The organism is Pseudomonas sp. BT-42-2, from assembly GCF_025847435.2.
In the GTDB taxonomy this organism is placed as follows: Bacteria; Pseudomonadota; Gammaproteobacteria; order Pseudomonadales; family Pseudomonadaceae; genus Aquipseudomonas; species Aquipseudomonas urmiensis.
Map to the genome: position 1 here is coordinate 347,847 of NZ_JAOYTM010000006.1, position 19,846 is coordinate 367,692.

Consider the following 19,846-nt stretch of genomic DNA (forward strand, 5'->3'; position numbering starts at 1 on the left):
TTGTCAGGAAATCTCACACGTACCATGCGCCAGGATCTGCCTCCTCTCAATGCCTTGCGGGCCTTTGAAGCCACCGCCCGGCTCAACAGCGTCAGTCAGGCCGCCGAAGTGCTGCACGTGACTCATGGTGCCGTGAGTCGGCAGATCAAGGTGCTCGAGGAGCATCTAGGGGTGGCGCTTTTCGTCAAGGACGGGCGTGGCGTCAAACTCACAGATGCCGGCGTGCGTCTGCGCGATGCCAGCGTTGATGCGTTTGACCGGCTGCGTGGGGTTTGCGCTGAATTGAGCCGGGATGTCAGTGAGGCGCCGTTCGTCCTGGGTTGCTCGGGCAGCCTGCTGGCGCGCTGGTTCATCCCTCGCTTGGGGCGGCTCAAGGCCGATTTGCCGGAGTTGCGTTTGCACTTGTCGGCGGGTGAAGGCGACCTCGACCCGCGCCGTCCCGGGCTGGATGCCTTGCTGGTGTATGCCGAGCCGCCGTGGCCGGCAGATATGCAGGTGCATGTACTGGCCGAGGAGCGTATTGGACCTGTGCTCAGCCCGCACTTCGCTGGCTCCGAGCGTTTACGTAATGCGCCCCCGCAGGCGTTGCTCGGCGAGGCCTTGCTGCATACCACCTCGCGTCCGCAGGCATGGCCGGCATGGGCGACGCAGCACGGTCTGGACGCTGGCGCGTTGCACTTCGGCCAGGCCTTCGAGCATTTGTATTACTTGTTGGAGGCGGCAGTTGCTGGCTTGGGCGTGGCCATCGCGCCGCAACCGCTGGTAGCGGACGACCTGCGCGCCGGGCGTTTGATCGCCCCGTGGGGCTTCTCGCCCACCCAGGCTGCCTTGGCGCTGTGGGTGCCGCGGCGCGCCGCAGATGGGCGCGCCGAGCAGTTGGCGCAATGGCTGCGCCGTGAGTTGGACCAGCAGGCGGTTTAGTTGCGCTTGGTCAACAGGTAGGCGGCCAGCAGGCCCAGGGCGCCGACGGCAACGCCAGCGGCGGTCCAAGGGTGTTCCTGGGCATAGTCACGGGTGGCGATACCGGTCTGGCGCGTGCGCGTCTTGACCTCGTCATAAGCGTCGCTGAGCACGCTGCGCGAGTGCTTGAGTGCATTTTCCGCATTGCCGCGGATCGCCTTGATGGTCTTGTGCGATTCCTCGGATGCGTCGTGCTTGAGGGTCTCCAGGGTCTTGAGCAGGCTCTCGATCTCGGCTTCCATGTTTTCCAATGAGGTTTTACGCAGGGCGTTGCGGGCCATGTTGACTCTCCTTCGCAGTGGATTGGCTGTTAGGGTTGCGACTGCGCGGGGTGGCGAAAGTGCGATCGAACTTTCACAGGTGGCGATGGCTCGCAGGTAAACCAGGCCTGCGCTGCTAGGCTCAATCCGATACTTCACTCAAGGAGAGCGCTCATGTCCGATCATCACACCTACAAGAAGATCGAACTGGTCGGGTCGTCGCCCACCAGCATCGAAGACGCGATCAACAATGCCATTGCCGAAGCGGGCAAGAGCATCAAGCATCTGGAATGGTTCGAGGTAGTGGATACCCGTGGGCACATTCGCGATGGCAAGGCCGCGCATTTTCAGGTGACCCTGAAAGTCGGTTTCCGCATCGCTAATAGCTGAAACAGTGCCGGGCTAGCGTGTCCCGGCGCGATGGGGTAATACAGATACAGGGCGCCCAGCCGGCGCCCTTTTCGACTTTGATCTGAACAAGGAAAGCGATCGATGAAGAATCTGCTATTAGCGATGGGTTTGCTGGCGGTGGCAGGTGGCGCGATGGCGGCGGGTAAGCCGTGCGAGGAGCTCAAGGCTGAGATTGCGGCGAAGCTGGATGCCAAAGGGGTTACTGGCTACACGCTGGAGATCGTCGACAAGGATGAGGCTGCCGGCAAAGAGGTTGGTACCTGCGAGGGTGGAACCAAGAAAATCGTCTACCGGCGTGGTTGAAACCCACACATTTTGGGGCTGCAAAGCAGCCCCAAGATCTTCATGAATTCTGCAGAGCTTGAGCCAGCAGCTCATAAGACCTGACTCGGTCGGCATGTTCATACAAATCACAGGTAAAGATCAGTTCATCCGCCCCGGTCTGCTCCAGCAGCACCTCGACCTGGGCCCGCACCTTCTGCGGGCTACCTATCATCGCCAGCCCCAGGAAGCTCATGACCGATTCGCGCTCATGCGGCAGCCACAACCCCTCCATGCTCTCGACCGGTGGCCGCTGCATCAGGCTCTGGCCACGCATCAGGGCAAGAATGCGCTGATACACCGAGGTGGCGAGGTATTGAGCGTGTTCGTCGGTCTCGGCCACCACCATCGGCACGCCGAGCATCACGTAGGGCTTGTCGAGCACCGTCGAGGGCTTGAAGTGATCGCGGTAAATCCGAATCGCTTGATGCATCAGGCGTGGTGCGAAATGTGAGGCGAACGCGTAGGGTAAACCACGCATCCCCGCCAATTGTGCGCTGAACAGGCTGGAGCCCAAGAGCCAGATCGGCACTTCGGTGTCATGCCCTGGCACGGCAATTACACGCTGGTCCGGCGTGCGTGGACCCAAATAGCGCACCAGCTCCTCGACGTCATCTGGGAAATCATCAGCGCTGCCTGAGCGCTCACGGCGCAGCGCGCGGGCTGTCATCTGGTCGGAACCGGGGGCGCGGCCCAGGCCCAGGTCGATGCGGCCCGGATACAGGCTGGCCAGGGTGCCGAACTGTTCAGCGATGACCAGCGGCGCATGGTTGGGCAGCATCACCCCGCCTGCGCCCAGACGAATGGTCGAAGTGCCGCCGGCCAAATAGCCGATCAGCACCGACGTCGCAGAGCTGGCGATACCGTCCATGTTGTGGTGTTCGGCCACCCAGAAGCGGTTGTAGCCGAAACGCTCGACGTTGCGCGCCAGGTCCAGCGAGTTGCGCAGCGACTGGGCGGGGCCGGAATCAGCGCGCACCGGCACCAGGTCGAGGGTGGATATCTTCAGGTCACGCAGGTGCGTCATTGGAGCCTCCGCAGAAGTGGTTGGCCAAGTGCCTTTTAGACTCTGTATGGGCAGATTCGACGGATTCAATGCAAGGCCTGCGATTGTTCTGAACTTGCCGTAGGCACAGTCCTCTCAACCTTAGGCACACGAACCCATGTCCAGGAGGCAGCAATGAAGAAGACAGCATCGGCGGTTTGGCAAGGTGGTCTCAAGGATGGCAATGGCCTGCTGTCTACCGAGAGCGGCGCCCTCAAGCAAAACCCGTATGGCTTCAATACCCGCTTCGAAGGGACTCCGGGCACTAATCCGGAAGAGCTGATTGGCGCGGCCCATGCTGGCTGCTTTTCGATGGCGCTGTCGATGATGCTCGGTGAGGCGGGGCTGACCCCGGAGCGGATCGATACCATCGCTGAGGTGACCTTGGACAAGCAGCCAGACGGCTTCGCCATCACGGCTGTGCACCTGATTCTCAAGGCTAAGGTGCCCGGCGCCAACGACGCGCAGTTCCAGCAAATCGCCAACAAGGCCAAGGCCGGTTGCCCGGTATCCAAGGTACTCAACGCGCAGATCAGCCTGGACGCCACCTTGGTGCCGTAGGCGGCGCAACGGCGGACGTTTGCTGTAGTCTAAAGGGCGTTGGCAGTTTGCCTGCCCTTTCAGGAGCCGTTCCATGATCCGCGTTGCAATCGCCGTGCTGGCTTCCCTGCTCGCAACGTCCGCAGTGGCGGCGGTCAAGCCATGTGAGGAACTCAAGGCTGAGATCGAAGCGAAGATTCAAGCGCGAGGGGTAGCCTCATACACGCTGGAGATCGTCCCTAATAGCGAGGTCAAGGATCAGAACATGGTCGTTGGCAGCTGTGATGCTGGAACCAAAAAGATCATTTATCAGAAGAATGATCAGTAGCGTCTAAGCCAAGGGCCGCTTGGCGGCCCTTGGTGAGTAGGCTTGTCGTTCCAGCGGACTGCCTGAAAAGCGCTAGGGAATACAGAAGATGTCGCTAGGCTCATCGACCAACACCTTGCGGCTGTTGTCGTACAGGTACACCTGCGGCTGCATGGCTGGCGCCCGGGCTTCCAGGCGATAACGCTGGCCAGCCTCGAAATTGTCGAAGCGCACGGTCAGGTAGCAGGTGCGTTCGGTGGGGTCGGTGGTAAACAGCCCGCTGGTCACTTCGTAGTCAAAGCGCACGACCAGCTCGTGTTTGCCAGGGGTGACCTGGAAGTAGCGCCCATCGTTGAGTCGCTTGCCATCCAGGCGATCGGCCATGATCACTCGACCGGGCGTGATGGTGTACAGGTCGATCCAGGCTTGCTTGGGGTCGGCGGGGGGCAAGGGGCTGGCGCAAGCCCCCAGTGCACTGAGGGCGATCAGCATCATGGGCTGGCGCATGGTGAAACTCCCACTTGCATGTTCACAAGGCACAAGCATAGCGCCAATCAGCACGTTCAGGTGCGTTGGCAGCCTGCCGGTTCGCCCTGCCCGACCAGTTTTTGCTGCTGGTCATACAGCTTGATCCACGGACGGAAGCCAATGCTGCCTGCTTGCAGGCGATAGCGCTGGCCAGCGTTGAAGTCCTTGAAGCTGACATTGAGCTGGCAATCGCGCCACAGCGGCTCGGCGACGGGGCCGATATTGCTTGGGGCGACGGGAAACTGGTAGCGCACGGTCAGCTCATGGTTGCCGGGGGCGACTTCGAAATAGCGGTTATCGGCCCAGTCGCGCTCATCCACCTGCACGGCGTGCAATGAGGTGTCATCGTGCGGGGCCAGGTCGATCCAGGCCTGGTTCGGGTCTGGGTCTGGCAGGGTGGAGCAACCTGACAACAGCAGCAATGTGCCGATGGCTAACTGTGAACGCATGGCGATACTCCCCCTTGGCGAGATAATCTTTGACTTGCACCGGCCTTGAGCGAGATAGACAGCTGCAATGTTTCGAATTTTTCTTTTCCAGCGCTCAGGCCCTGGGGCACTCGACCGCGTTTTAACCGCTTTTGTTCCCGTAGTTGCCGCGCTTCTGCTGAGCGGTTGCAGCAGTGTCAGTTATTACAGCCAGCTGGCCGAGGGCCAATGGCAGTTGCTGCGCGCGCGTCAACCGGTGGAGCGCTTGCTGGCAGATCCGGCGACCGATCCGACGCTGCGCCAGCGCCTGTTGCACGCCGAGCAGGCGCGGGTGTTTGCCAGTGAGCAGTTGAAACTGCCCGATAACCGCAGCTACCGGGTCTACGCCGACCTGGGCCGGCCCTATGTGGTGTGGAACGTGTTCGCCACGCCGGAGCTATCGCTGCAACCGGTCACTCATTGTTTCCCCATCGCCGGTTGCGTGGCTTATCGCGGCTACTACCGCCAAGGCGCCGCACGCGGCGCGGCGGCGCTGATGCGCCAGCAAGGCATGGATGTCTACGTGGGCGGGGTGGAGGCCTACTCGACGTTGGGCTGGTTCGACGACCCGTTGCTGTCGTCGATGGTCGGCTGGGGTGATGAGCGCCTGGCCTCGCTGATCTTCCATGAGCTGGCACACCAGCGCTTCTACGTGCAGGACGACACTGAATTCAACGAGTCATTCGCCACCTTTGTCGAGCAGCAGGGAACGCGGCAATGGCGCGCCAGCCGTGGGCTTCCAGCGATTGTAGAGGGCGCTGGGCGCCAGCGCGAGCAGTTCATCGGGCTGGTGCTCGCCAGCCGTGAGCGCTTGCAGGGGATTTATGCCGGGCCGTTGAACGATGCAGGCAAACGGGCGGCGAAGCAGGCTGAATTCGAGCGCCTGCGCCGCGAGTATCGGCAGTTGCGCGATGGCGCTTGGGCGGGGGATGGGCGTTATGACGCGTGGATGTATGCGCCGATGAACAATGCCAAGTTGCTGCCGTTTGGGCTGTATGACCAGTGGGTGCCAGCGTTTGCGGCGTTGTTTGCCGAGGTGGACGGGGATTGGGCGCGGTTTTATCAGCGGGTTGAGCAATTGGGGCGGCTGCCGGTGGATCAGCGCAAGGCAGTGCTGGCGGCGCTCATCGCGGGGCAAGCCGGCTCCCACGCCATAGCTCTCACGCCATAGATGCGTTCGAAGGCCTGCGTGGGAACGGGCTTGCCCGGCGATGAGGGCGGACGGCTCAGCCGTTGATGAAGGCCTGATGCAACTCAGCCAGCGTCTCAAAGTGGAACGCCGGTTGCTCAGCCACCAACTCCTCGCGACTGCCAAACCCATAGCCCACGGCCACCGCCTGCAAGCCATTGCTGCGCGCGCCGATCAGGTCATGTTTGCGATCGCCGATCATCAGAGTCTGCGCCGGGTCCAGACCTTCCTGCTCCAGCAGGTGGCCAATCAACTCGACCTTGTTGGTGCGGGTGCCATCCAGCTCACTGCCGTAGATCACCTTGAAGTGATGGGCGAAGTCGAAATGCCGGGCGATCTCGCGGGCGAATTGCCACGGCTTGGAGGTCGCGACATACAAGGTCCGGCCCTGGCCGTTGAGCGCTTGGAGCAACGCCGGCACGCCGTCGAACACAAGGTTTTCGTACAGACCGGTGACTTTGAAACGTTCCCGGTAGAAATTCACCGCCTCCCAGGCCTTGGCCTCATCGAAGCGATAGAACTGCATGAACGCCTGCAACAGCGGCGGGCCGATGAAGTGTTCCAGGCGGGTCAGGTCGGGTTCGTCGATGCCCAGCTTGGCGAGCGCGTACTGGATCGAGCGGGTGATGCCCAGGCGTGGGTCGGTCAGGGTGCCGTCGAGGTCGAAGAGGATGTTCTGCTGGTGCATGCGGTGCGGTCCACTGGGGTTGTCTTGAGGGCCTCATCGCGGGCCAAGCTCGCTCCCACGATAGCCCAGTAGGTTGCTAAAACTTGTAGGGCTGTGGAACTCTCGTGGGAGCGGGCTTGCCCCGCGATAGCGTCATTCGGGTTGGTCGTAGCCTTCGGCCAGATGCTGGTCCTTGAGCTTGACGTAATTGCTGGCACTGTACGGGAAAAACGCCCGCTCTTTGTCAGTCAGTGCCCGCGCCTGCTTCACCGGGCTACCCACATACAAGTAACCACTCTCTAGGCGCTTGCCGGGCGGCACCAGGCTGCCGGCACCGATGATCACCTCATCCTCGACCACCGCGCCATCCATGATGGTGCTGCCCATGCCAACCAGAATCCGGCTACCCAGGGTACAGCCATGCAGCATGACCTTGTGACCGATGGTCACTTCGTCACCTATGATCAGTGGAAAGCCATCGGGGTTGAACGGCCCGGCATGGGTGATGTGCAGCACGCTGCCATCCTGCACGCTGGTGCGCGCGCCAATGCGGATGCGGTGCATGTCACCGCGGATCACCGTCAGTGGCCAGACCGAGCTGTCTTCACCGATCTCCACATCCCCCAGCACCACCGCCGAACGGTCGATAAACGCGCGTGGTCCAACTTTCGGAGTGTGTTGCTGGAAGTTTCGAATGGCCATGATAGCGCCTCTCTTGATTGCCAATAGGCGGGCTGCCTGCTGCGGACGGCGTCGATTGTAATTAAGATGGTCCCGTGTTTCTCCTGCCAAGGTATCTAAACCGTGAGTGCGAACAACCCACTTCTGCAGTCCTACGATCTGCCGCCCTTCTCGGCGATCCGTGCCGAACATGTGCTGCCGGCGATCGAACAGATCCTGGCCGACAACCGCCAAGCCATCGCCAAGATCCTCGCCGAGCAAGGCAAAGCCCCGACCTGGGCGGGCCTGGTGCTGGCGATGGACGAACTCAACGACCGCCTCGGCGCTGCCTGGAGCCCGGTCAGCCACCTCAATGCGGTGTGCAACAGCCAAGAGCTGCGCGAGGCTTATGAGTCCTGCCTGCCTGCGTTGAGCGCCTATTCCACCGAGCTTGGCCAGAACCGCGCGCTGTTCGAGGCCTACCAGGCCCTGGCCAACAGCCCGCAAGCGGCAGGTTTCGACGTGGCGCAAAAAACCATTCTCGAACACGCTCTGCGCGACTTCCGCCTGTCGGGTATCGACCTGCCGGCAGACCAGCAGCAGCGCTATGCCCAAGTGCAGAGCAAGCTCAGCGAACTGGGCAGCCGTTTCTCCAACCAATTGCTCGATGCCACCCAGGCCTGGACCAAGCACGTTACCGATGAAACCGCCCTGGCCGGCCTGACGGAGTCGGCCAAGGCACAGATGGCCGCCGCTGCCCAGGCCAAGGGCATCGACGGCTGGCTGATTACCCTCGAATTCCCCAGCTACTACGCGGTAATGACCTACGCCAGCGACCGCGCCCTGCGCGAAGAGCTGTACGCCGCCTACTGCACTCGCGCCTCGGATCAAGGCCCGAACGCTGGCCAGTTCGACAACGGCCCGGTAATGGGCGAGATCCTCGACCTGCGCCAAGAGCTGGCCCAACTGCTGGGTTACGCCAATTACGCCGAATTGAGCCTGGCGACCAAGATGGCCGAATCCAGCGACCAGGTATTGAGCTTCCTGCGTGACCTGGCCAAGCGCAGCAAGCCATTTGCCGCCCAGGACCTGGCCCAGCTCAAGGCCTACGCTGCCGAGCAGGGCTGCCCGGAGCTGGCCAGCTGGGATGCTGGCTACTTTGGCGAGAAGCTGCGTGAGCAGCGCTACAGCGTCTCGCAGGAAACCCTGCGCGCCTACTTCCCGATCGACAAGGTGCTGTCTGGCCTGTTCACCATCGTCCAGCGCCTGTACGGCATCGAAATTGCCGAACTCAAGGGCTTCGATGCCTGGCACCCTGACGTGCGTCTGTTCGAGATCAAAGAAAACGGCCAGCACGTCGGCCGCTTCTTCTTCGACCTGTATGCCCGTGCCAACAAGCGCGGCGGCGCCTGGATGGACGGCGCCCGCGACCGTCGTCGTACCGAGGCGGGTACTCTGCAGAGCCCAGTGGCCAACCTGGTATGCAACTTCACCCCGGCCGCCCCTGGCAAGCCTGCGCTGCTGACCCACGATGAAGTCACCACCCTGTTCCACGAGTTCGGCCACGGCCTGCACCACCTGCTGACCCGCATCGAGCACGCGGGTGTGTCGGGTATCAATGGTGTGGCCTGGGACGCGGTCGAGCTACCGAGCCAGTTCATGGAAAACTGGTGCTGGGAGCCGGAAGGGCTGGCGCTGATTTCCGGCCACTACGAGAGCGGCGAGCCACTGCCTCAGGACCTGCTGGACAAAATGCTGGCGGCGAAGAACTTCCAGTCCGGCATGATGATGGTGCGCCAGCTGGAGTTCTCGCTGTTCGACTTCGAGCTGCACGCCAGCCATGGCGATGGCCGCAGCGTGCTGCAAGTGCTCGAAGGCGTACGAGACGAGGTGTCGGTCATGCGTCCGCCGGCCTACAACCGCTTCCCCAACAGCTTCGCGCACATCTTTGCTGGTGGTTATGCGGCGGGCTACTACAGCTACAAGTGGGCCGAAGTGCTGTCGGCCGATGCCTTCTCGCGCTTCGAGGAAGAAGGCGTGCTCAACGCCGAGACCGGCCGCGCCTTCCGTGAGGCGATCCTGGCCCGTGGCGGTTCGCGTGAGCCTATGGTGCTGTTCGTCGACTTCCGCGGCCGTGAGCCTTCCATCGATGCCTTGCTGCGCCATTGTGGCCTGAGCGAGGACGCGGCGGCATGAGTGAGGTGTCTGTGATCAAGACCAAGAAGCGCTTCATCGCCGGGGCTGTCTGCCCGGCGTGCAGCGAGCCGGACCGGTTGATGATGTGGAACGAGGATGGCGTACCGCACCGCGAGTGCGTCGCCTGTGGCTTTACCGACACCCTCAATGAGCAGGGTTTGTCGGTGCCCAAAGAACTGGGCACCCGGGTCAACCAGCAGGCGGACAAAGCCGAGCCGGTCAAGGTGCAGACTGTGCAGTTCTTCCCCAATCCAAAGCTGAAGAAGCCTGCGGAGTAACTTGACCCACCGCCCAGGCATCTGCCTGGGCGGTGCGGTGTTAGCTATTTAGCACCTGTATTGCCGGTGGGTAGCCCACATTCGGACCTTTCTCCCAAGGTCCGAGGATGCCCCATGCCTAACCCAAACCCCTTGCTGCGTGGCGATCGGTTGATCGCCTACGACCAGGTCACCCTGGAACACCTGAAGTCGGCTGTAGAGCATGCCCTGGCAAGTACCGATGAAACGCTGCTTGAGCAGATCATCGAACGCCAGCAACAGCTGCCGACCTGGGATGACCTGGTGCTGGCCGTGGATCAATTGGAGGCACGCCTGCAGGGCGCTGCGTATAGCGTCATGCCTCTGCACACTCGTGGCCCTGATTGGTCTGATTTGGTGATTGAGCTGTTGGGCAAAGTGGACAGTTGGTTCAAGCAAAAGGACAGAAACCTGCGTTTGTACCAGCTGTATCAGCGCTTGGCTGAGAGCGAAATTGGCCGTGGCCTCTCTGCGGACAAGCAGCTGACCCTGCAGAAGCGTTTGCGCGAATTTCGTCTGGCAGGCGTACTGTTGGATGAGTCGGCACGGCAACGATTGGGTGAGCTAGACACGACGATTGCTCGTCTACAGCGTGAATTTGGCGACAATCTGGATCGCTCGGTCAGCGATCGAAAAATACATGTCCAAGATCAGCAGCGTCTGCGCGGCCTGCCGGCGCGCAACCTTGCAGAACTGGCCGCTCATGCCCACGCCGCAGGCCTTCAAGGCTGGTTGGTGCCCTGTGAAGATCAGCCCTGCAAGGCGGTCCTCAAGTACGCCCAGGATCGCTTGCTACGCGAGCAGGTGTATCGGGCCTACCACACCCGCGGCGCGCACGATGACCCCGCGCTCGATAACGGCCCAGTGCTACAGGCGTTGGCCCAGGTCAGGCAGGAACGCGCTGAGTTGCTTGGCTTTACAGATGCCGTGGCGCTCAGCCTGGAGGAGAAAAACCTGGGGCCTGGAGTGAAGTACAAGGTTTTCTCCAGGACCTGCAAGCAAGGGTCACCCCCGTGGTACAGGGGCACTGGCGCACATTGCTGGAACAGGCCAAGGAGCAAGGCCTTGATCAGCTCAAACCTTGGGATGTCGCCTACCTGCAGCACTCGCTGCAAGACCGGCTAACGGCACTTGATGAAGAACAGGTACGCGCGTTTTTCCCCTATGACAAGGTTATCGCGGCGCTTGTAGAGCTGACTCGAGAGCTGTTCGGTATCGCCTTGGTACCGGTGACCTCGGTGCAGGCTTGGCATCCTGAGGTGCTGACTTTCGAGCTGGTTGAACATCACGCAACCATCGGCCACCTCTATGTGGATGGCGTTGCCCGGGAGGGCAAGGAGCCTGGAAGTGTCTATACCAGCTATGCCTTCAATCGCCGGGTCGATACCGAGGGTGTCTACCACGGGCCTGTGGCAATGATCTTCTGTGATGTACCCGAGGCCGTCGACGGCGCCCCGCCACTGCTGGACCACTTGGCATTGCGCAAACTGTTCCATGAATTCGGCCATGCCCTGCAGCATCTTTTGCTGCGAACCCACAATCATTTGCTGTCCGATACCCGCCGGTTGGGCAGGGTAGGTAATGAGGTGTGCAGCAAGTTGCTCGAGCGTTGGGTCTGGTCGGCAGAGTTTCTGGCCAGCATTTCAGCGGATTACCAGACCGGGGGGAGACTGACCGTTTCGACGCTGCAACCTGTGCTCAAGCGCTTGCAGCGTGATGCTGTTGGTGAAGTTGCCAGGGGGTTGGCGCTGTCCCTGTTGGACCTGGATCTGCATCGCAATGTGAAGGACGGTCGAGCCCTACAGGTGCGTGTAGAGGACAGTTACCGCCAGGTATTCGGCAGGCCACTGGCCGAATTCGAGCGGCCAGCCCAGGCGTTCGAGCATCTGGTGGGTGGCTACGATGGGAGCTATTTTGCCTATCTGTGGTCGGACGCCCACGCCGTCGATCTATTTACCTGCTTCGAGCAAGTGGGCTTGCGCGACAGGGCAACGGGGCATGCGTTGCGCGAGAAATTCATTGCTCATGGAATATCGCGAAGCCTGGCGATGAGCGTTGCAGACTTCCTGGGTCGCCCATTGAACCTTGATGCGTACTTGCGCTGGAATGGGTTGGAGGCCGCGCCAGAATAATGCCCAACGGTGCTGGAGCAAATGCATGTACTCGGATACTGTATATAAAAACAGTATCAGGGCACAGCCATGCACACTCCAGCACCGGTTCGAGGTCGTGGTACGACCCACAACCCCGACAACCGCTTTGCCGCTAACCGTTCGGTGGCCGAGGACGATGGCTGGTACCAGGAAGTCCCGCCTACCCAAGGCACAGAGGTGCGGATCGAGACGGCCAAGACCATCATCACCCGCAACACCTCGCCCGACCTGCCCTTCGACCGTTCGATCAACCCTTATCGCGGCTGCGAGCATGGCTGCATCTACTGTTATGCCCGCCCCAGCCACGCCTATTGGGACCTGTCGCCAGGCCTGGACTTTGAAACCAAGCTGATCGCCAAGACCAACGCTGCCGAAGTGCTCGAGCAACAACTGAGCAAGCCTGGCTACATCTGCGCGCCGATCAATCTGGGCTCCAATACCGATCCCTACCAGCCCATCGAGCGTGAACAGCAGCTCACCCGACGCCTGCTGCAAGTGCTGTTGCGCTATCGCCATCCGGTGACCATCGTCACCAAGGGCTCGCTGATTCTGCGCGATCTCGACGTGCTTGCCGAGCTGGCGAGCCAGCGCCTGGCGCGGGTGATGATCAGCCTGACTACGCTGGACGATGAGCTCAAGCGTGTACTCGAGCCTCGGGCGGCCGCGCCAAAGGCGCGTTTGCGGGCGATTAAGGTGTTGCGCGAGGCAGGTGTGCCCGTGGGCGTGCTGTGCTCGCCGATGATTCCGATGATCAACGACAGTGAGCTTGAGCATCTGCTGGAGGCGGCCAAGGAGGCTGGCGCGCAAAGCGCGGCCTACATGATGCTGCGTCTGCCATTGGAGGTGGCGCCGTTGTTCGAGCAGTGGCTTCAGGATCACTACCCGCAGCGGGCGGCGCATGTACTGAGCTTGATTCGCCAAAGCCGAGGCGGCGAGTTGTATGACAGCCGTTTTGGTTCGCGAATGCGGGGTGAAGGCGTGTTTGCCGAGTTGCTGGCGCAGCGGTTTGCCCGGGCAATGCGTCGGTTGCAGTTCGAAGGGCGGGAGGCACAGGTGTTGGACTGCTCGGCATTTTGTCCACCGGGTGGGCAGATGGCGTTGTTCTGAACCTTTGAGCCTTGATCATACTGGCCTCTTCGCGGGCAAGCCCGCTCCCACAGGGACAGCGCCGTTCTGATGATCAACGCTACCCCTGTGGGAGCGGGCTTGCCCGCGAAGAAGTCACCGCCGAAACAACAAGTACAACTAATACTTCACACTATTTTTACTAATGGGTCTTGGCGTTTGATGTTTTTTTGCTATTATCAAAGTCCCGCCTCATGAAGCTGGAACGCCCGTTCTAGAGCCTTCAAATTCAGTTTCAATTAAGTTTTCTCCCGTAGCGTATGAAATCAGTCCACACCGACTGTGATTAATGGCCCCTGCGCGTCATCTAATTCCACGCATAGCCATGATCTTTAACCGGTAAAATGGAACTTACCTACACACCGTCAAGAGGATGAATCATGCCCATCAAGGACCCATCCAAGGCCACTCCGGCTGATGCTCCCGCCGAGAGCGCCGATGCCGCCCTCAAGCATATCGTCGACGGCTTCCTGCGCTTCCACCATGACGTGTTTCCGGAGCAGCAGGAGCTGTTCAAGAAGCTCGCCACCGCGCAGAAGCCGCGCGCCATGTTCATCACTTGCGCCGATTCGCGCATCGTCCCTGAGCTGATCACCCAGAGCTCGCCTGGCGATCTGTTCGTGACTCGTAACGTCGGTAACGTTGTGCCGCCGTACGGCCAGATGAACGGCGGCGTGTCCACCGCCATCGAATACGCCGTATTGGCCTTGGGCGTGCACCACATCATCGTATGTGGCCACTCTGACTGCGGCGCCATGCGTGCGGTACTCAACCCCAATTCGTTGGAGAAGATGCCAACGGTCAAAGCCTGGCTGCGCCATGCTGAGGTCGCGCGCACGGTGGTCGAGGACAACTGCTCGTGTGGCAGTGAGCACGAGACCATGCAAGTGGTCACCAAAGAGAACGTCATCGCCCAGCTGCATCACTTGCGCACTCACCCCTCTGTGGCCTCGCGCCTGGCTGCCGGTCAGCTGTATATCCATGGTTGGATCTACGACATCGAGACCAGCAAGATCGAAGCCTATGATGCCGCCAGCGACCGCTTCCTGCCGCTGACCGCAGGCGAGCCGATCCCTAGCGCCACTCCGAGAGGCCGCTACTAAGCGACCCTGACACCTTAAGACCTTGATAGCCGGCTACACCCCTAGGGGTGTGGTGCGGCCTTCGGCTGCCTTGAATTTCCCTGACTGCCTTGCCGGCATAGCTGCTGGCGGCCCGCGCCTGGGCGCGAGTCAGGGGTCCCACGTGCCCACGGCCAGCGGAATGGCCGTGTGATAGAGAAAGGAGAAGTAGGGTGAACAAGACACAGATCAAAGCGGCCCTGCCGCGTGAGTTGCTGGCGTCGGTAGTGGTCTTTCTGGTGGCCCTGCCCTTGTGCATGGGCATCGCGATTGCCTCGGGCATGCCGCCGGCCAAGGGCCTGATCACCGGCATCATCGGTGGCATCGTGGTGGGCTTTATCGCAGGCTCGCCGCTACAAGTCAGCGGCCCTGCCGCAGGCTTGGCAGTACTGGTGTTCGAGCTGGTGCGCCAGCATGGCATGGCCATGCTCGGGCCGATCCTGCTGTTGGCCGGTCTGCTGCAACTGCTGGCCGGGCGTTTTCGCCTGGGTTGCTGGTTCCGGGTCACCGCGCCTGCGGTGGTGTACGGCATGCTCGCCGGTATTGGTGTGCTGATCGTGCTGTCTCAGGTGCATGTGATGTTCGACACCGCACCGCAGCCTTCCGGGCTGCAAAACCTGCTGGAATTCCCTGCGACGTTAATGGCGGCGATGCCGCTGGAAAACGCGGGCAGTGGCTGGCAGGCGGGCGCATTAGGGCTGGGCACCATCGCCATGATGTGGGCCTGGGAGCGCTGGCGCCCACAGCGTCTGCGTTTCGTTCCCGGTGCGCTGTTGGGCGTGGCGACGATGACGATGATCAGCATGTGGTTGGCGTTGCCAGTCAACCGCGTGGTGGTGCCGGCGGATTTGTCCGAGGCGATCGACTGGCTACGGCCTGATGACTTGCTGAAACTGGCCGATCCGACCTTGCTGGTAGCCGCTTTTGCCCTGGCCTTCATCGCCAGTGCTGAAACCCTGCTGTCGGCTGCAGCGGTAGACCGCATGCACAGTGGCCAACGTTCGGACTTCGACAAGGAACTGTCGGCCCAAGGTATCGGCAACATGCTCTGCGGCATCCTTGGCGCACTGCCGATGACCGGGGTGATCGTGCGCAGCTCGGCCAACGTCCAGGCCGGTGCACAGACCCGCGCCTCGGCGATCCTGCATGGCCTCTGGCTGCTGGCGTTCGTGGTGGTGCTGAGCAGCGTGCTGCAACAGATTCCGGTGGCGAGCCTGGCCGGTGTGTTGGTTTACACCGGGGTCAAACTGGTCGATTTCAAGGCCTTCCGCGGGCTTGGCCGTTATGGGCGGATGCCGATGTTCACCTACGCGGCGACCGCGTTGGCGATTATCTTCACTGACCTGCTGACCGGGGTGCTGTTGGGCTTTGCCCTGACCCTGTTGAAGCTGGCGTTCAAAGCTGCACGGCTGAAGATCAATCTGGTCGCGCTGGACAAGCCTGGGCATATGGAGCTGCGTTTGAGCGGCGCGGCCACCTTCCTCAAGGTGCCGGCGCTGACCCAGGTACTCGAAGCGGTACCGGCCGGGACGACCTTGCATGTGCCGTTGGGTAATCTCAGCTATATCGACCACTCGTGCCTGGAATTGCTCGAGGACTGGGGACGCAGTAATGCCGCCAAGGGATCGAGGTTGAAGATCGAGCAGCGGCGGTTGAAGCGCAGGATCGAGGGCAGGATTCGGACTACGGCTGGCGTGGGGGTTTAAAACCCGGAAAACGCCATCGCGGGGCAAGCCCGCTCCCACGCAGCCTGCGTAATGCCTGGCGTGGGAGCGGGCTTGCCCCGCGATGGCGTTAGATCAAGACACTTCAGGCCGGCTGTCCTAGCTCGACACCGAGTTGGCGCGACAGGCACGGCCAACGCTTCCACGCTTCGCCCGTCTCAGGGCTGCTCAGCGTGGCCCGATAGGCTTCCACCGATTCCAGGGCAAAGCTCTCATCATTCAACATCTCATCCACCGAATGATGCACCACCTCATCCAGCTGATTGGCAAACGTCTCGCCGATCAGTTGATGGGCAATCAGGTTGGCCACGGTGGTATCCACCGGAATCAACGGCTGCTGGAAGTGGCGGATGTACAGGTCATTGACCTCCTCTACCAAACGATGAGCCAAGTACGCCTCATCCAGCAGGCAATCCAGGCCAACATGCCCGGCCATCACACTCGGTGGCTGCAGGAAGTAGGCCTCGGCGATCTTCAACACCGGTTTGATCTGCGATTCGATTCCGGCCTCACGCGCCACCTCATGGGCAGCCTCCAGCAATTCCGGAACCTCATCGATGTAGGCGCCGACGAAGCGCGCCATGGTGCCCTGGGCATCCTGCTCGGGGAGTTGGATCGAAGGATGCAGGTGAGGCAGCTGCGCCTCGAGTCGTTGTTTCAGTTGGCCGGTCAGGCTCTCATGTTGATGGGCTTGTTTGATCTGCTCGCGTACAGCAGCGATGTTCATGACAACTCCAGGGACAAGGGATGACAAACGGAAGACATATTTTACGGAAGACTCTAAGTTAGCTCGGTATACGGAATGCCTAAGACGCATTTGTTATAAAACAGGCAAACGTGTGCGCGCTGCGATATATCACGGTGCCACTATTGTGCCAGAGCCCAGCATTCATGCGGCTTTCAAGTGTTTTTGTCGATTCGTGACGATCATTTCATAGGCTGCATTGCGCGCCATTGGTCGCTGTCTATACTCGGGTTGAACGTGATTCGTTGATGAGGCCCGCCTGCAGTTTGCAGAGGAGCTCGGTCGTCGAAGTAGGCTGTCTTGACTGCCGCCCCCCCTTGCCCAAGGTCTACGCCTCCGGGACTACAAGAACGATAAGGGGAACCCGCAATGATGCGACATCCACATGTCTGGATGGGCCTTCTGTTGTGGTCGGTTTTCGGTCAGGCGCACGGCGCATGGACCGTCAACATGGCACCGGGGGCTACGGAAGTCTCCCACGCTGTGTTCGACCTACACATGACCATCTTCTGGATCTGCGTGGTCATCGGTATCGTGGTATTCGGCGCGATGTTCTGGTCGATGGTCATCCACCGCCGCTCCACCGGCCAGCAGCCGGCGCATTTCCACGAGCACACCTGGGTAGAAATTCTCTGGACCGTGGTCCCCTTCCTGATTCTGGTCGTGATGGCCATCCCGGCCACCAAGACCCTGATCGACATCTATGACGCCAGCGAGTCGGACATCGACATCCAGGTCACCGGCTACCAGTGGAAATGGCACTACAAGTACCTCGGTCAGGACGTCGAGTTCTTCAGCAACCTGGCCACCCCCGCCGAGCAAATCCAGAACAAGGCCCCCAAGGACGAGCATTACCTGCTCGAAGTCGATCAGCCGCTGGTACTGCCGGTGGGCGCCAAGGTGCGCTTCCTGGTCACTGCCGCCGATGTCATCCACTCCTGGTGGGTGCCGGCTTTCGCGGTCAAGCGTGACGCCATCCCTGGTTTTGTCAACGAGGCCTGGACCCGGATCGAGAAGCCCGGCATCTATCGCGGCCAGTGCACCGAGTTGTGCGGCAAAGACCACGGGTTCATGCCGGTGGTGGTCGAGGTCAAGTCCAAGGCCGACTACGACACCTGGCTTGGCGAGCGCAAGGCTGAAGCGGCCAAGCTCAAGGAGCTGACCAGCAAGGAATGGACCCTTGAAGAGCTGGTCGAGCGTGGCGACAAGGTCTACCACACCACTTGCGTGGCCTGTCACCAGGCTGAGGGCCAGGGCTTGCCGCCGATGTTCCCGGCGCTCAAGGGCTCGAAGATCGCCACCGGGCCGAAGGATGCGCACCTGGGGATTGTCTTCCACGGCAAGCCGGGCACCGCCATGGCGGCCTTCGGCAAGCAGCTTTCGGAAGTCGATATCGCCGCCGTGGTGACCTACGAGCGCAACGCCTGGGGCAACAACAAGGGCGACATGGTCACGCCGAAGGATGTACTGGCGCTCAAGCAGGCAGAAGGCCAATGAACCGCTATCCCCGCCGCAGCCAGTGGATTGCAGGAGACAGGACATGAGTGCAGTGATCGACGACCACGCCCACGGCCATGAGCACGCCCACGGTCCGGCCAAGGGCCTGATGCGCTGGGTGCTGACCACCAACCACAAGGACATCGGCACGATGTACCTGTGGTTCAGCTTCATCATGTTCCTGCTTGGCGGCTCGTTCGCCATGGTGATCCGCGCCGAGCTGTTCCAGCCGGGCTTGCAGATCGTGGAGCCAGCGTTCTTCAACCAGATGACCACCATGCATGGCCTGATCATGGTGTTCGGTGCGGTGATGCCGGCCTTCGTCGGCTTGGCCAACTGGATGATCCCGCTGATGATCGGCGCGCCCGACATGGCCCTGCCGCGGATGAACAACTTCAGCTTCTGGCTGTTGCCGGCGGCCTTCCTGCTGCTGGTCTCGACCCTGTTCAGCCCTGGCGGCGGGCCGAACTTCGGCTGGACGTTCTACGCGCCGTTGTCCACCACTTACGCGCCAGCCAGCGTGACCTTCTTCATCTTCGCCATTCACCTGATGGGGGTCAGTTCGATCATGGGCGCGATCAACGTGATCGCCACCATCCTCAACCTGCGCGCGCCCGGCATGACCTTGATGAAAATGCCGCTGTTCGTCTGGACCTGGCTGATCACCGCGTTCCTGCTGATCGCGGTGATGCCGGTGCTGGCGGGTGTGGTGACCATGATGCTGATGGACATCCACTTCGGCACCAGCTTCTTCAGCGCTGCCGGCGGCGGTGATCCGGTGTTGTTCCAGCATGTGTTCTGGTTCTTTGGCCATCCCGAGGTGTACATCATGATCCTGCCGGCATTCGGCGCGGTCAGCTCGATCATCCCAGCGTTCTCGCGCAAGCCGCTGTTCGGTTACACCTCGATGGTCTACGCCACTGGGGCGATCGCCTTCCTGTCGTTCATCGTCTGGGCCCACCATATGTTCGTGGTCGGCATCCCGGTGGTCGGTGAGTTGTTCTTCATGTACGCCACCATGCTCATCGCCGTGCCCACCGGGGTGAAGGTGTTCAACTGGGTCAGCACCATGTGGGAGGGCGCACTGACCTTCGAGACACCGATGCTGTTTGCCATCGCCTTCGTCATTCTGTTTACCATTGGTGGTTTCTCCGGGCTGATGCTGGCGATTGCCCCGGCGGACTTCCAGTACCACGACACCTACTTCGTGGTCGCGCATTTCCACTACGTGCTGGTGCCGGGGGCGATCTTTGGCATCTTCGCCTCGGCCTACTACTGGCTGCCGAAATGGACCGGCCACATGTACGACGAAACCCTCGGCAAGCTGCATTTCTGGCTGTCGTTCGTCGGTATGAACCTGGCCTTCTTCCCCATGCACTTCGTCGGTCTGGCCGGCATGCCGCGGCGGATTCCCGACTACAACCTGCAATTTGCCGACTTCAACATGGTCTCGTCGGTTGGCGCATTCATGTTTGGCGCCACGCAGATCTTCTTCCTGTTCATCGTCATCAAGTGCATTCGTGGCGGCGCCCCGGCACCGGCCAAGCCATGGGACGGTGCCGAGGGGCTGGAGTGGTCGGTGCCATCGCCGGCGCCGTACCACACCTTCCAGACCCCACCGCAAGTGAAGTAGG

At 61.2% G+C, this 19,846-nt stretch carries 22 protein-coding genes; 15 read left to right on the plus strand and 7 right to left on the minus strand.

Going from position 1 to position 19,846, the window contains the following annotated elements; genetic code table 11:
* The first annotated feature begins 24 nt into the window (after positions 1-24).
* A complete protein-coding gene (locus OIU19_RS06225; protein ID WP_264234202.1) occupies positions 25-921 on the plus strand; it encodes a LysR family transcriptional regulator in 897 nt (298 codons plus the stop codon).
* Here OIU19_RS06225 and OIU19_RS06230 read toward each other — a convergent pair.
* Positions 918-1,241 carry a YqjD family protein gene (locus tag OIU19_RS06230; RefSeq protein ID WP_186553163.1) on the minus strand — a complete coding sequence of 108 codons (324 nt, stop codon included), beginning with the start codon at positions 1,239-1,241 and terminating at the stop codon, positions 918-920. The two genes, OIU19_RS06225 and OIU19_RS06230, sit on opposite strands and share 4 nt — an antisense overlap.
* Before the next feature lie 153 nt (positions 1,242-1,394).
* Here OIU19_RS06230 and OIU19_RS06235 point away from each other — a divergent pair, with 153 nt between their 5' ends.
* Together OIU19_RS06235 and OIU19_RS06240 are read left to right on the plus strand one after the other, a co-directional pair.
* A complete protein-coding gene (locus OIU19_RS06235) occupies positions 1,395-1,610 on the plus strand; it encodes a dodecin (protein ID WP_186553164.1) in 216 nt (71 codons plus the stop codon).
* Positions 1,611-1,712: 102 nt separating this feature from the next.
* Positions 1,713-1,934, plus strand: coding sequence for a DUF1161 domain-containing protein (locus OIU19_RS06240; protein WP_264234205.1), 222 nt, complete (start codon positions 1,713-1,715; stop codon positions 1,932-1,934).
* Positions 1,935-1,974: 40 nt separating this feature from the next.
* Here the strand turns inward: OIU19_RS06240 and OIU19_RS06245 are convergent, their stop codons facing one another.
* Entirely contained in the window at positions 1,975-2,979 is a 1,005-nt protein-coding gene (locus tag OIU19_RS06245; RefSeq protein ID WP_264234208.1) for an LLM class flavin-dependent oxidoreductase, read from the minus strand.
* A 153-nt stretch (positions 2,980-3,132) separates the two neighbouring features.
* Between OIU19_RS06245 and OIU19_RS06250 the strand changes: the two genes are divergently transcribed.
* The gene (locus tag OIU19_RS06250) at positions 3,133-3,558 is read left to right on the plus strand and encodes an OsmC family protein (RefSeq protein ID WP_264234210.1); all 426 of its coding nucleotides are present in this window, start codon (positions 3,133-3,135) and stop codon (positions 3,556-3,558) included.
* 73 nt (positions 3,559-3,631) lie between these two features.
* Complete coding sequence (locus OIU19_RS06255) at positions 3,632-3,865, plus strand: DUF1161 domain-containing protein (protein WP_264234212.1); 234 nt, start codon at positions 3,632-3,634, stop codon at positions 3,863-3,865.
* A 72-nt stretch (positions 3,866-3,937) separates the two neighbouring features.
* Here the strand turns inward: OIU19_RS06255 and OIU19_RS06260 are convergent, their stop codons facing one another.
* Both OIU19_RS06260 and OIU19_RS06265 read right to left on the minus strand, forming a co-directional pair.
* Entirely contained in the window at positions 3,938-4,351 is a 414-nt protein-coding gene (locus tag OIU19_RS06260; protein ID WP_186553169.1) for a hypothetical protein, read from the minus strand.
* 56 nt (positions 4,352-4,407) lie between these two features.
* The gene (locus tag OIU19_RS06265) at positions 4,408-4,821 is read right to left on the minus strand and encodes a hypothetical protein (RefSeq protein WP_264234215.1); all 414 of its coding nucleotides are present in this window, start codon (positions 4,819-4,821) and stop codon (positions 4,408-4,410) included.
* Between the two features lie 67 nt (positions 4,822-4,888).
* Here OIU19_RS06265 and OIU19_RS06270 point away from each other — a divergent pair, with 67 nt between their 5' ends.
* The gene (locus OIU19_RS06270; protein ID WP_264234217.1) at positions 4,889-6,010 is read left to right on the plus strand and encodes an aminopeptidase; all 1,122 of its coding nucleotides are present in this window, start codon (positions 4,889-4,891) and stop codon (positions 6,008-6,010) included.
* 55 nt (positions 6,011-6,065) lie between these two features.
* Here OIU19_RS06270 and OIU19_RS06275 read toward each other — a convergent pair whose 3' ends face one another.
* A complete protein-coding gene (locus tag OIU19_RS06275) occupies positions 6,066-6,716 on the minus strand; it encodes an HAD family hydrolase (RefSeq protein ID WP_264234219.1) in 651 nt (216 codons plus the stop codon).
* Between the two features lie 132 nt (positions 6,717-6,848).
* Positions 6,849-7,397, minus strand: a complete 549-nt coding sequence (locus OIU19_RS06280) for a gamma carbonic anhydrase family protein (RefSeq protein ID WP_264234222.1) — start codon at positions 7,395-7,397, stop codon at positions 6,849-6,851.
* Between the two features lie 102 nt (positions 7,398-7,499).
* Here OIU19_RS06280 and prlC point away from each other — a divergent pair, with 102 nt between their 5' ends.
* The 7 genes from prlC (at position 7,500) to OIU19_RS06315 (ending at position 15,952) form a co-directional block, all read left to right on the plus strand.
* Positions 7,500-9,551 carry an oligopeptidase A gene (prlC, locus tag OIU19_RS06285; protein WP_264234224.1) on the plus strand — a complete coding sequence of 684 codons (2,052 nt, stop codon included), beginning with the start codon at positions 7,500-7,502 and terminating at the stop codon, positions 9,549-9,551.
* Entirely contained in the window at positions 9,548-9,829 is a 282-nt protein-coding gene (locus tag OIU19_RS06290; protein ID WP_372353288.1) for a YheV family putative zinc ribbon protein, read from the plus strand. The genes prlC and OIU19_RS06290 overlap by 4 nt, the downstream gene beginning before the upstream one ends.
* Before the next feature lie 114 nt (positions 9,830-9,943).
* On the plus strand, positions 9,944-10,972 hold the full coding sequence (locus OIU19_RS06295; protein ID WP_264234226.1) for a M3 family metallopeptidase: 1,029 nt from the start codon (positions 9,944-9,946) through the stop codon (positions 10,970-10,972).
* Complete coding sequence (locus OIU19_RS06300) at positions 10,861-11,979, plus strand: M3 family metallopeptidase (RefSeq protein ID WP_264234228.1); 1,119 nt, start codon at positions 10,861-10,863, stop codon at positions 11,977-11,979. Before OIU19_RS06295 ends, OIU19_RS06300 begins: the two co-directional genes overlap by 112 nt.
* A 69-nt stretch (positions 11,980-12,048) precedes the next feature.
* Complete coding sequence (locus OIU19_RS06305) at positions 12,049-13,107, plus strand: PA0069 family radical SAM protein (RefSeq protein ID WP_264234230.1); 1,059 nt, start codon at positions 12,049-12,051, stop codon at positions 13,105-13,107.
* Positions 13,108-13,505: 398 nt separating this feature from the next.
* Positions 13,506-14,228 (plus strand): carbonic anhydrase, encoded by a 723-nt coding sequence (locus OIU19_RS06310; RefSeq protein ID WP_186553176.1) that lies wholly within the window; start codon positions 13,506-13,508, stop codon positions 14,226-14,228.
* A gap of 191 nt (positions 14,229-14,419) precedes the next feature.
* The gene (locus OIU19_RS06315; protein ID WP_264234232.1) at positions 14,420-15,952 is read left to right on the plus strand and encodes a SulP family inorganic anion transporter; all 1,533 of its coding nucleotides are present in this window, start codon (positions 14,420-14,422) and stop codon (positions 15,950-15,952) included.
* Between the two features lie 103 nt (positions 15,953-16,055).
* Here the strand turns inward: OIU19_RS06315 and OIU19_RS06320 are convergent, their stop codons facing one another.
* On the minus strand, positions 16,056-16,697 hold the full coding sequence (locus tag OIU19_RS06320; protein ID WP_264234234.1) for a hypothetical protein: 642 nt from the start codon (positions 16,695-16,697) through the stop codon (positions 16,056-16,058).
* A gap of 387 nt (positions 16,698-17,084) precedes the next feature.
* Here OIU19_RS06320 and coxB point away from each other — a divergent pair, with 387 nt between their 5' ends.
* Together coxB and ctaD are read left to right on the plus strand one after the other, a co-directional pair.
* Positions 17,085-18,212, plus strand: coding sequence for a cytochrome c oxidase subunit II (coxB, locus tag OIU19_RS06325; RefSeq protein ID WP_264234236.1), 1,128 nt, complete (start codon positions 17,085-17,087; stop codon positions 18,210-18,212).
* 43 nt (positions 18,213-18,255) lie between these two features.
* Positions 18,256-19,845 (plus strand): cytochrome c oxidase subunit I, encoded by a 1,590-nt coding sequence (ctaD, locus tag OIU19_RS06330; protein WP_186553180.1) that lies wholly within the window; start codon positions 18,256-18,258, stop codon positions 19,843-19,845.
* Position 19,846: the final 1 nt, after the last annotated feature.